This is a genomic window from Burkholderia sp. AU6039, assembly GCF_002223365.1.
Taxonomy (GTDB): domain Bacteria; phylum Pseudomonadota; class Gammaproteobacteria; order Burkholderiales; family Burkholderiaceae; genus Burkholderia.
On sequence record NZ_NKFK01000004.1, the window covers coordinates 724,190 to 735,678 of the forward strand.

Sequence of the window (11,489 nt, forward strand, 5' to 3'; positions counted from 1 at the left end):
ACTCCGCGATGATCGCCGCTTAGCGCGCGGCCTTCTGCACGAACTGCGGATCGACGCCGGCCGAATAGTCGGCGAGCACCGTCTGGATCGTGCCTTGCGATTTGAGGAACGTGGCGGTCGCCGCGAGCGACTTCGCCGCGCCCGATTGCGCACCGCCGCCGAGCCACGTCGGCGACGCCTGCTCGGCCGCGGTCGGGAACGCATAGAGCGCGAGGCTGGCCGGCACGTCCTGCGCGTTCGCGCCCGACACCTTCGCGACCGCCGCGACCTGCGGCGAACCGACCTTCCACGCCGCCGCATGCGCGCGGTAGTCGGCATCGGCCGCCGCGAGCACCTTCACGAAGCGCGTGACGAACTCGGGGTTCTCGCGCGCGAACTTGCGGCTCACGACGAAGCCGTCGAAGGTCGCCTTGCCACTTTCTTTCGCGACCTGGCCGGACGTCGTCAGCACGGTGCCCGACTGCTTGACCTTCGCGAGCACCGGATCCCAGATGTAGGTCGCGTCGATGTCGCCGCGTGCCCACGCCGCCGCGACTTCGGGCGGACGCAGGTTGACGATCTTCACGTCGTTCGGATTGACGCCCGCGGCCTGCAGCGCGACGAGCGTGTGGAAATGCGACGTCGACACGAACGGCACGCCGATCTTCTTGCCCTTCAGCGATGCGACGTTCGTGACGCCCGACCCGTTGCGCGCGACGAGCGCCTCGGCGTCGTTGATGTTGTCGAGCACCCAGAACAGCGAGATGTCGAGCCCCTGCGACAGCCCGGCCGCGATCGGGCTCGAGCCGGCTTCGCCGAGCTGCACGGAGCCCGACGCGAGCGCGCGGATCACGTCGGCGCCGCTGTCGAGCTTGCGGAACGTGACCTTGTAGCCGGTCGCCTTTTCGACTTCACCGCTCGCCTGCGCATAGCGCCACGGCACCACCATGTCCTGGTACGCGATCACGACTTCGCGCGTTTCGGCGTGCGCCGCGCCGAGCGCGGCAAAGGCGGTCAGCGCGACGACGGCGCGGCGGATGAAGCTGAAACGGGACATGCGGCTCTCCTTCGGAATGCGGGCATTGCTGCGGGAGAGCCGACTATAGGAGCTTTGCGCGCGGCGGGAGCGAACTTATCCTGCGAAGCTATCGATGCCGTTTCAGCTTTGCTTTCCATGCTCGACCGGATTGCGTGTCCGGTCGGGTGGCGATTGCCATGCGAACGCAAGCCGGGCGTCCGCGCCAACGAAAAAGCCCGCATCGCTGCGGGCTTTGTCGGGTTCGCCGGAAGACGACGAAGCAAAGACGCTCAGACCACCCCGGCCCCATGCGCCTGCAGATCGGCGTGATAGCTCGAGCGCACCATCGCACCGACGGCCGCGTGCGTGAAGCCCATCTTGTACGCCTCTTCCTCGTACATCTTGAACGTGTCCGGATGCACGTACGCCCGCACCGGCAGGTGGTGCTCGGACGGCTGCAGGTACTGGCCGATCGTCAGCATGTCGACGTCGTGCGCGCGCAGGTCGCGCATCACCTGCAGGATTTCCTCTTCGGTTTCGCCGAGGCCGACCATCAGGCCCGACTTCGTCGCGACGTCCGGATGCAGCGCCTTGAAGTCCTTCAGGAGCTTCAGCGAGTGCGCGTAGTCCGAACCCGGGCGCGCTTCCTTGTACAGGCGCGGCACCGTTTCGAGGTTGTGGTTCATCACGTCCGGCGGCGCGGCGTTCAGGATCGAGATCGCACGGTCGAGACGGCCGCGGAAGTCCGGCGTCAGGATTTCGATGCGCGTTTCCGGCGACTGCTCGCGCACTTCGCGGATGCACTCGACGAAGTGGCCGGCGCCGCCGTCGCGCAGGTCGTCGCGGTCGACGCTCGTGATCACCACGTACTTGAGCTTCAGCGCGCCGATCGTGCGCGCGAGGTTCTTCGGCTCGTCCGGATCCAGCGGATCGGGGCGGCCGTGGCCGACGTCGCAGAACGGGCAGCGGCGCGTGCACTTGTCGCCCATGATCATGAACGTCGCGGTGCCCTTGCCGAAGCATTCGCCGATGTTCGGGCAGCTCGCTTCCTCGCACACCGTATGCAGGTTGTGCTCGCGCAGGATCGTCTTGATCTCGTTGAAGCGCGAGCTGCCGGTGGCCGCCTTCACGCGGATCCACTCGGGCTTCTTCAGCTTCTCGATCGGAATGACCTTGATCGGGATGCGCGCCGTCTTCGCCTGCGCCTTCTGCTTGGCGGTCGGATCGTAGGCAGGGGTCGCGGCCGAATCGGCCGGTGCGGGGGAAGCGGTAACGTCAGTCATTCGAATGTTGTTCCAGTGCCTGCGGCTTGTCGGCGGCCGCGGATGCGCCGTCGAGGTTGGCGATCAGACGGCGCACCAGCGTGTGGGCGACGTCGTTCCAGTCGGCGGCAACCTCGAGGCTCGCCATGTCGACAGTTTCCAGTCCGGCATAGCCGCACGGGTTGATCGCAAGAAACGGGCGCAGATCCATCTTCACGTTCAGGCTCAGCCCGTGATAGCTGCAGCCGTTGCGGATCTTCAGGCCGAGGGCCGCGATTTTCGCGCCTTCGTGCACGCCGGACGCCACGTAGATCCCGGGCGCGCCCGCCTTGCGGACCGAAGCGAGATTATACGCCGCGAGGGTTTCGATCACGGCCTCCTCGATCTTCGTCACCAGCGTGCGCACCATCAGCTTGCGCCGGCGCAGGTCCAGCAGCAGGTACGCGACGATCTGGCCGGGGCCGTGGTAAGTGATTTGCCCGCCGCGGTCGACCTTCACGAGCGGCACGCCGCTGTCGGCCACCAGCAGGTGGGCCGGGTCGCCGGCCTGGCCGAGCGTGTAGACGGGCGGGTGCTCGACCAGCCAGATCTCGTCGCCGGTGTCGGCGGTGCGCGTGTCGGTGAACGCGCGCATCGCGTCGAAGCTCGCCTCGTAGGTCTCGACGCCCCGCCACCGCACGGTGACCGGCGGGGCCGGCTGATCCGGGGACCCGGCGGGCGATGCGGAAACGGCAACAGGCGTGGACACGATGGAAACCGGCGAAACGGACATGGGCGGTAGTTTACCGAAAACCCGTGGGTCTCGCCGGCCTGGGGAGGGGGACGGATCGCCGGTATCCGTCGGAGGAAATGATGGTCAGACGGTGCGCCATCCGTCATGGAGCAGCGCGGACAGGCGTTCGCGCAGCCGTGCCAGCCCACCGAGCGCGACTTCCCGGGGCGGCCGCGATACCGAGAACGCCACGCGCGTGCCCTCCCGGCCTTCCGCGCTGAGCCACAGCCGCTCGCCGCGGCGCAGCTTCAGCGTTTCGCCGTCGACCAGGAAGTAGTCGTTGACGTCGTTGCTGCGCGTCGCCCACACCGGCCCGCACTGGACGATCAACCGCGTGCTGCGTTGTACCTTCATCGGCACGGTTTCGCCCGCGGGGATTTCGAACGTGATGCTTGAAGAAATTTCTTGCATGATCGACTCCGCCAAAAAGTGCTTCGATGGCTACAATCGTAGTCACTCCAAGGCGTCAGACAAAACGACCAATTTTCACGTCGATGTGAGGAAAATTAGCAAATGGACCTCCGCCAGCTACCTGCGCTGAACGCGATTCGCGCGTTCGAAGCCGCCGCCCGTCACGAGAATTTCTCGCGCGCCGCCGACGAGCTGTTCGTCACGCACGGCGCGGTGAGCCACCAGGTCCGCGCACTCGAGGAGGAACTCGGCGTGCAGCTGTTCACGCGCAACGGCAAGCGGCTGTGCCTGACCGACGCCGGCATGCGCTACGCGCAGCAGATCCGCACCGCGCTGATGGTGATCGCCGACGCGACCCGCGACGTGCGCGCGAGCGACCGCGACCGGCGGCTTGTGGTGTCGATGCTTTCGTCGTTCGCCGCGCGCTTCATCACGCCGCGCATCGGCACGTTCATCGAGCGGCATCCGGAAATCGACGTCGAGCTGCAGTCGACCAACTCGCTCACCGATTTCGCACGCGACGACGTCGACATCGCGATCCGCTTCGGTCAAGGCAACTATCCGGGGCTGCATGTCGAGCCGCTGTTCGACGAGGTGTTCTTTCCGGCGTGTGCGCCGACGCTGAACGGCGGCAAGCTGCCGCAAACGCCTGCGGATCTCGTGCACTACAACCTGCTGCGCTCGGACGACGAGCTGTGGCGGCCGTGGTTCGACGCGGCCGGGCTCAAGACGCTGACCGAGCCGAAACGGGGGATTCTGTACCAGGATTCGTCGAACCTGCTGCTGGCCGCGATCGACGGCCAGGGCATCGCGCTGGTGCGCCGCTCGCTCGCGGTGCATGACCTGCTCGACGGGCGCATCGTGCGCCTGTTCGACATCGACGGGCCGAGCCCGTGGCACTATTTTTTCGTGTGTCCGCCGCCGCTCGTGAACACGCCGCGCGTGCAGGCGTTCAGGACCTGGCTGCTTCAGGAAGTCGCCGAATACAAGCGGCTGTGCGACGAACTGGACGCGCGGCGCGCGGCGGGGAAGACCCCCGCCGAGTGCGCGCAGGAAGGAGGATGGAAGGCGCTTAGAGTACGACCTTGACCATCGGATGGCCGGTCAGTGCACGGTAGATGTTGTCGAGCTGTTCCTGGCTCGTCGCCCGCACGGTGATCGTGAGGCCCGTGTAATTACCGCCGCTCGACGCACGCTCCTCGATCTTCTCGACATCGATCTCGTTGTCGTGAACGGCGACGACCTTGAAGATCGTGTCCTTGAACTCGGGGTGCGCCTTGCCCATGATCTTGATCGGGAAATCGCACGGGAACTCCAGCAGCGACTCCTTCCGGGTATCGATCGCGCCGGTCACCTCGATGGTTTTGGTCGGTTCGCTCATCATTTGCTCCGGGTTAGGTCAAACTGTTCAAACTCGCGCGCTTTCGCGCGCTGGTACGCGTCGTACAACGCCGCGAATACGGGGCCCGGCTTGCCGCCCTGCACGGGCAGATCGTCGAGCGACGTGACAGGCAGCACTTCCTTCGTGGCCGACGTGATCATGATTTCGTCGGCCGCGCGCAACTCCACTTCGCTGATCTCGCGTGCGACGAACGGGATCTTGCATTCGTCCGCCAGTTCCTCGATCAGCGCGTAGCGGATCCCCTCGAGGATCTTGTTGCTGCGCGGCGGCGCGAGCAGCTCGCCGTTCTTCACGATCCACACGTTCGACGACGAGCCTTCCGTCAGGTTGCCGTCGCGCAGCTGCAGCGTCTCGAACGCATCGCGTTCGGCCGCATGCTGCGCCATCAGCACGTTGCCGAGCAGCGAGATCGACTTGATGTCGCAATGCAGCCAGCGACGATCCTCGGCCGTCACGCAACGCACGCCCCGCGCGCGTTCTTCGGCGGACGGCAGGCGCAGCGGGCTCGTCATCACGAACACCGTCGGCACCGCGTTCGCCGGGAACGCGTGGCCGCGCTTCGCGACGCCGCGCGTCACCTGCAGGTAGACGAGCGCGTTGCCATCGCCGAGCCCTTCGGCATTCGCCGCGACCACGCGCTCGATCAACCCCCGCCAGCCCGCGTCGTCGTGCGGGCTCACGATGCCGATCTTCTTCAGGCTGCGCTCGAGCCGTGCCAGATGCTGCTCGATCCGGAACGGCACGTGCGCGCCGTCGTGCGCATAAACGGGGACAACTTCATACACGCCGTCGCCGAAGATGAACCCGCGGTCGAGCACCGGTACACGGGCTTCCGACAGCGGCACCATTTCCTCCTGCGACGAAACGCTGAGGTAGACGATCGGTTCGAATTCGGCTTGGTTCATAGCTTTGACAGATGGGGATGAAGTCGCGAAAACAAAGGCCCGTCGTGCTTACTTCTTCTTGCTGAACATCAGCAGGATCGAGTCCCAGATACGCCCGAAGATACCCGCTTCCGGCACGGCCTGCAGCGCGACGACCGGGAATTCCGACAGCGTCTTGCCGTCGGCGACGATCTTCACGGTGCCGACCTGCTGGCCTTCCGCGAGCGGCGCGATCAGCGGCGCGTTGACGTCGACTTCCGTCTTGATCTTGTCGCCGAGGCCGCGCGGCACGGTCGCCCACTGGTCGGCCTTCACGCCGACCTGCACGGTGTTGTCCTTGCCCTTGTAGACGCGCGGCGTCGACATCGCCTGGCCGCCCTTGAACAGGCGCACCGAATCGAACGCGCTGTAGCCGTAGTTCAGCATCTTCATGCTGTCCTGCGTGCGCTCGCCTTCCTTCTGCTCGCCCATCATCACCGACACCAGGCGGCGCTGGCCGTCCACGCCCGGGATCGCGCGCTTCGCCGACGCGATCAGGCAGTAGCCGGCCGCTTGCGTATGGCCCGTCTTCAGGCCGTCGACCGTCGGGTCGAGCCACAGCAGGCGGTTGCGGTTGCCCTGGCGGATGTTGTTGTACTTGAACTCCTTCTCCGAAAAGATGCTGTAGTACTGCGGAAAATCGCGGATCAGGTGCGCGGACAGCTTCGCGAGGTCGCCGGCCGTCGTGTAGTGGTTCGGGTCGGGCATGCCGTTCACGTCGGCGAAGTGCGTGCCCTTCATGCCGAGGCGCTGCGCCTCGTCGTTCATCAGCGTGACGAACTGCCCTTCGCTGCCGCCGACGAGTTCGGCCAGCGCGATCGCGGCGTCGTTGCCCGACTGGATGATCATCCCGTACACGAGGTCGTGCACCGACACCGGCTTGTTCGCCTCGATGAACATGCGCGACTCGTCGCGGCCGACGCGGCGCACGGCTTCGCTCGGCGTGACGATCTGCTCCATCGAGATCTTCTTCTTGTCGAGCGCCTCGAACACGAGGTACGCCGTCATCAGCTTCGTCAGCGACGCAGGCTCGACGCGTTCATCGGCATTGCCCGATGCGAGCACCGTGTTGCTGGTCGCATCGACGAGCACCCACGAGCGCGCATTCACACCCGGCGGCGGCACCGCGCCCGGCATGTAGGTCGCGGGCGCGCCGGTGAACTGCTCGGTGGCGGCCGGCGCCGCATGCGCGGCCTTGGCCTTGGCGGCCGGCTTCGCCTCGGCGACGACGATCGTCGAGGCGAGCGCGACGGGCAGCATCACGCCGAGCGCGACGTTGCGCGCGGCGGTGCCGAAGGCGATGGAGGAAGCGAGGGACTTGAGGCCTTGGGGAGACAGACGCATGATCGATTCAGGCTGATGGCAGAAAGTGCGGTGCGAAACGCGCAGGGTTGAACGGCAAGGCGGCGGGCGTTTCGGGCACTCGCCCGAGATCGTCGGGCGACGCGAAACGCGCCGGTTGGACTCGTGCGGACGCGTTCGGTTCGCGGCCGTCGCGAGCGGGCGGACAGCGGCAAAACGAGCGCCGCAATGGGCCCAGCCGGGCCGCGGGCGACGCGGAATCCGGCCATTATACGTGGGCGCGCAGGGCGTTTTCGCGAACCTGGCGCCGGACAGTTGCGCATCCGCATCGGGCGCGGGGTGACGGCAAGCTGCCCGTCATCGCACGCGAAGGTGTGCGAAAGGCATGCGCAGGCGAGGTGGAAGTGAGGTGGCGCCGCACGGTGCGGCGCGATGTCGCGTGGGGAAAAGCGCGCGTCGGGCGAGGGCCGGAGGTCATGTGCACGAAGCGACGCAGGCTGCCGGCGTCATGCCGGCACCCGCGCACTGGCTAGCGCCATGCGTCGACGATGATGCGCTTCAGCACGTGCAGCTTGCGATGCAGGAAATGCTCGGCGCCGGGGATCACGACGACCGGCAGTTCCTGCGGCCGCGCCCAGTCGTACACGGAAGCGATCGGCACCGTGTCGTCGGTTTCGCCGTGGATCACGAGCGTGTTCTCGGGCACGTCGGCCACCTGCCAGCGGCTCGCGGCCGTGCCGACGAACACCATCCGTTCGATCGTCTCGCCCGCGTCGCGCAACCGCTTCGCGACGTGCGACAGCACGAAGGTGCCGAACGAGAAGCCCGCAAGCACGAGCGGCAGGTCCGCATACGCGGGCTGCGCGCGCATGTGCGCGAGCACCGCGAGCAGGTCGTCGGCTTCGCCGGTGCCGTTGTCGTGCACGCCTTCGGTCGCGCCGACGCCGCGGAAGTTCGACCGGAACACGACGTAGTTCAGCTGCACGAGCGTGCGCGCGAGGGTTTGCGCGACCTTGTTGTCCATCGTGCCGCCGAACAGCGGATGCGGATGCGCGACGAGCGCGATGCCGCGCGGCGCGGCGCCGCTTTCGCGCACGGCGTCGGGGAGGTCGACGGCGATTTCGATCTGCCCGACCGGGCCCGCGATCAGCGACTTCTGCGTATGAACGTTCATTCGGCCGGCCCGCTCAGATCTTCAGGCGGTCGACGACCTTGCCGTCGCGCAGGTGCGATTCGACGATCTCGTCGATGTCGGCCTGGTCGACGTACGTGTACCACGTGCCTTCCGGGTACACGACCATCACGGGCCCTTCCTCGCAGCGGTCGAGGCAGCCGGCCTTGTTGATGCGGACCTTGCCGGGCCCCGCGAGGCCGAGTTCCTTCACGCGCTTTTTCGCGTATTCCTGCATGGTCTGCGCGTCGCATTGCGCGCAGCTCGGGCGCTCGGCGCCCGGTTCGCGCTGGTTCAGGCAGAAGAAGACGTGGTGCTGGTAGTAGGAATCCATGATGGTGACGTGCGGCCCGGCGCGAGGCCGTGCGGAAAGAGGAGCGGTTGCCGCTGCGCGGGGCAGCGGAGGATGCGGACGATTATAGCGAGCGGCACGTGTCGCTGCCCGCGATAGCACCGCGGCCGCGCCGATGCCCCCGCATCAGCGGCGCAGCACGGCCGGCAGCCATGCATGCTCGACGCGCTGGCCGAGCCAGATCAGCGCCGCGTAGGGCCAGATCCACGCGAGCCAGCGTGCGAGGCTGTTGAAGTGCACGTAGCGACCCTGCCGCCAGCCCGACAGCGTGAAGTCGAAGAACGGATTGACCGGCAGCAGGTTCACGAGCGCCACGCCGGCCAGCAGCGCGAGCGCCGCAAGCGTCGCGCGCCAGGTCGCCGGCACGTGCAGCGCGACGAGCGCGGCCGCGAAGCCGAGCTCGATCCCGAGCCGCGCGCCGGGCGTCGCCCACACAACGACGAGGCCGGTGGCCGACTGCATGAAGGTCGCGGCCGCCTTCAGCACGAGCGTCGCGACGACGAGCGCGATCAGGAGCCGGATGCGCGGCGCGCGCGGCCGCATCGCGAGCGACGCGATCGTCAGCGCGGCGAACAGCATCAACCCGCCGAGCGCGGCCTCCCAACCGGAGTCGGACAGCCAGCCGTCGACGCGCTCCGGCCATTCGCCCACGCGCCACGCGGCCGGCAGCCACGCGAGCAGCGCGTCCTGCATCGACACGTCGGCGCGCTCCCACAGCGCGGCCGGCCAGTCGCCGATGCCGAACAGGAACGGCGACGGAAACAGGATCGCGAACGGCCACAGCCCGGCGAGCAGCAGCGGCGTCGCGCCGTCGTCCTCGAACCACGCGAAACGCAGCCGGCGCAGCGCGCCGCGATCGAGCAGCGCACCGGTGGCCGGCGCGACGAGCGCGGCGCCCAGCAGCGCGCCGAGCGCGTTGGCCGCGAGATCGAGATTCGACGCGACGCGCGTCGGCAGGTAGGTTTGCAGCGCTTCCATCGCGCCCGACAGCAGCATGCCGAGCCCGGCCGCGATCAGCGTCGCGGCCACGCCGCGCCAGCGCGGGTGCAGCGCGAGCACGGCAAGCACGCCGAACGGCATATAGCCGAGCACGTTCGTGACCACGTCGAATGCGGTCACGTAGCGCTGCATCGGCGCGAACAGGTAGTCGAACGGCCCGATGCCGAGCGACATCCAGCCTGCGAACGGATACAGCGATGCGTAGACGATGAGGGCCGCGTAAGCGGCAAAGGCCTGCCGCGCGAGCGGCGATGCACGCGGGGTGCCGGTCGCGCTCATCGCGGCTGCGCGGCACGCGTCACGGCGTGCCCGCGTACGCCTGCATGCCGACCCACGCGGCGATCTGCGACACGAGCTGGTCGCTCGCCGTCGCGAGCGCGCGGGCGCCGCCCGCCGCGTCCGGCGTGCTGGACGGCGCGCGTGCAACGAACGTGCGCTGGCCGAGCACCTTGCCGTCCAGCATCAGCGTCGCGCGCGCGGTGACGGCGCCGTGGCTCTGCGACTGGCCGTCGAACACCTGTTCGAATTCGTTCAGGTCGACCTTGAGCGTCGGCGCGCGCACGCCGTCGGAGCCTTCGAGCACCGTGCCGCGCGACGACAGCGCGCCGCGCAGCCGCTGCGTGAGCAGTTGCGCGGGCGGCGCGGTCCAGCGGCTGTCGCGATAGGCGGCCACGTGCTGCGCGTCCACGTATGCGAGGCGGTAGGCGAATTTGTCGGAGTCGAGCGCGTCGGGCGCGGCGACGTCGAGCACCTTCAGCGCGGGGCCCGGGCCTGCGGTCACGACGGACGTGGCCGGCCCGAGGTCATAGCGGACATTCGACAGCACCGCGCTGTTGCCGGCGCAGCCGGCCGCGAGCGACAGCGTCAGCACGGCAAGCGCGGCCGCGGCGGGACGCAGCGCGCGGTCAAGGATTCGTGGCATGGCGTGTTCCTGCATGATGTTTCCGGTTTCGATGGGTGTCACTGCCCGGCCGTCGCACCCGGCCAGACGAAGCCCGGCTCGCCGGGCCCCGGCGCCGCGCCGGGCGAACCGAACAACAGACTGCGCGGATTGCGGCCAAGTTCACCGGCCACGTCCTTCAATTGCCGCGATGCGTCGCCGACGCTGCCGGCGAGCGCGTTGAAACGCGGCAGCGTGTCGTACTGCACGCGCGTGTTGAGACCGTTCAGCGCGACGCTGATCTGCTCGGCGGCCGTGCCGGCCTTGTTCAGGTTCGACACGAGCGGCCCGTTCGGCTGCAGCAGCGTGTTCGCCGACGCCATCGCGCGGTTCACCTCGTGCATCGTTTCCGGCAGCGCAGTGACCGCCGGGCCGAGCTGCTTCGTCAGCGTGGCGGCGCCGTCGGCCGCGTGCTGCAGGCTTTCGGCGGTCGCGCGCAACTGCTCGCGCATCTCGGGCGACATCAGCGCATTCGCACTCTTCGCGGCCAGTTCGAGCTGCCGCAGCAGCACGTCGCCGCGCTCCTGGATCTGGTCGAACAGGCTCGGCCGCATCGGGATCTGCGCGATCGCCTTCGGCGACGACGGCAGCGGCGCCAGGTCGCGGCCCGTGTCCTCGAGCTGCACGAACGCGATGCCCGTCACGCCCTGGAAGCCGAGGCTGCCGTAGGTCGACTGCGTGATCGGCGCGTCATGGTCGACGAGAATGCGGATCCGGATCTGGCCCGGATGCGTGCGATCGAAACCGATCGACTGCACCTTGCCGACGTCGAGGCCGCGAAAGCGCACGGCCGCGTCCGGGAACAGGCCCGTCACGTTGGTCCGCGCGAGCAGGTCGTACGGCACGCGCACGGTGCGGTCGACGTTGAACCAGAACACGGTGCCCGCGATCGCGAGCGTCAGCGCGATCGTGAACAGGCCGGCCCAGAACGCATGTGATTTGTTTTCCATTCGCGGAT

At 68.0% G+C, this 11,489-nt stretch carries 13 protein-coding genes; 1 reads left to right on the forward strand and 12 read right to left on the reverse strand.

Annotated features, from left to right (window positions below; translation table 11 throughout):
- Positions 1-19: 19 nt before the first annotated feature.
- The 4 genes from tauA to CFB39_RS16060 form a co-directional block, all read right to left on the reverse strand.
- Complete coding sequence (gene tauA, locus CFB39_RS16045) at positions 20-1,036, reverse strand: taurine ABC transporter substrate-binding protein (RefSeq protein WP_089431728.1); 1,017 nt, start codon at positions 1,034-1,036, stop codon at positions 20-22.
- Between the two features lie 251 nt (positions 1,037-1,287).
- A complete protein-coding gene (lipA, locus tag CFB39_RS16050; protein ID WP_039346279.1) occupies positions 1,288-2,280 on the reverse strand; it encodes a lipoyl synthase in 993 nt (330 codons plus the stop codon).
- Complete coding sequence (gene lipB, locus CFB39_RS16055) at positions 2,273-3,031, reverse strand: lipoyl(octanoyl) transferase LipB (RefSeq protein WP_039346281.1); 759 nt, start codon at positions 3,029-3,031, stop codon at positions 2,273-2,275. The genes lipA and lipB overlap by 8 nt, the downstream gene beginning before the upstream one ends.
- An 84-nt stretch (positions 3,032-3,115) precedes the next feature.
- The gene (locus CFB39_RS16060; RefSeq protein ID WP_089473797.1) at positions 3,116-3,442 is read right to left on the reverse strand and encodes a DUF2917 domain-containing protein; all 327 of its coding nucleotides are present in this window, start codon (positions 3,440-3,442) and stop codon (positions 3,116-3,118) included.
- A gap of 102 nt (positions 3,443-3,544) precedes the next feature.
- Between CFB39_RS16060 and CFB39_RS16065 the strand changes: the two genes are divergently transcribed.
- Entirely contained in the window at positions 3,545-4,531 is a 987-nt protein-coding gene (locus tag CFB39_RS16065; protein WP_089441104.1) for a transcriptional regulator GcvA, read from the forward strand.
- Here the strand turns inward: CFB39_RS16065 and CFB39_RS16070 are convergent.
- The 8 genes from CFB39_RS16070 to CFB39_RS16105 all read right to left on the reverse strand — a co-directional run bounded on the left by CFB39_RS16070 (position 4,515) and on the right by CFB39_RS16105 (position 11,481).
- Positions 4,515-4,823: a YbeD family protein gene (locus tag CFB39_RS16070; RefSeq protein ID WP_011353335.1), complete on the reverse strand. Its 309-nt coding sequence runs from the start codon at positions 4,821-4,823 to the stop codon at positions 4,515-4,517. The genes CFB39_RS16065 and CFB39_RS16070 overlap by 17 nt on opposite strands.
- Complete coding sequence (locus CFB39_RS16075; RefSeq protein ID WP_089473620.1) at positions 4,823-5,749, reverse strand: D-amino acid aminotransferase; 927 nt, start codon at positions 5,747-5,749, stop codon at positions 4,823-4,825. The genes CFB39_RS16070 and CFB39_RS16075 overlap by 1 nt, the downstream gene beginning before the upstream one ends.
- Before the next feature lie 48 nt (positions 5,750-5,797).
- Positions 5,798-7,111 carry a D-alanyl-D-alanine carboxypeptidase family protein gene (locus tag CFB39_RS16080; RefSeq protein ID WP_089426418.1) on the reverse strand — a complete coding sequence of 438 codons (1,314 nt, stop codon included), beginning with the start codon at positions 7,109-7,111 and terminating at the stop codon, positions 5,798-5,800.
- Positions 7,112-7,598: 487 nt separating this feature from the next.
- Positions 7,599-8,243, reverse strand: coding sequence for an alpha/beta hydrolase (locus CFB39_RS16085; RefSeq protein WP_034198940.1), 645 nt, complete (start codon positions 8,241-8,243; stop codon positions 7,599-7,601).
- A 13-nt stretch (positions 8,244-8,256) separates the two neighbouring features.
- Complete coding sequence (locus tag CFB39_RS16090; protein WP_011694422.1) at positions 8,257-8,574, reverse strand: ferredoxin; 318 nt, start codon at positions 8,572-8,574, stop codon at positions 8,257-8,259.
- Positions 8,575-8,718: 144 nt separating this feature from the next.
- Entirely contained in the window at positions 8,719-9,870 is a 1,152-nt protein-coding gene (locus CFB39_RS16095) for a VanZ family protein (RefSeq protein ID WP_089473621.1), read from the reverse strand.
- A 19-nt stretch (positions 9,871-9,889) separates the two neighbouring features.
- Positions 9,890-10,513 carry an ABC-type transport auxiliary lipoprotein family protein gene (locus CFB39_RS16100; RefSeq protein ID WP_089473622.1) on the reverse strand — a complete coding sequence of 208 codons (624 nt, stop codon included), beginning with the start codon at positions 10,511-10,513 and terminating at the stop codon, positions 9,890-9,892.
- 38 nt (positions 10,514-10,551) lie between these two features.
- Positions 10,552-11,481: an MlaD family protein gene (locus CFB39_RS16105; protein ID WP_089426421.1), complete on the reverse strand. Its 930-nt coding sequence runs from the start codon at positions 11,479-11,481 to the stop codon at positions 10,552-10,554.
- Positions 11,482-11,489: the final 8 nt, after the last annotated feature.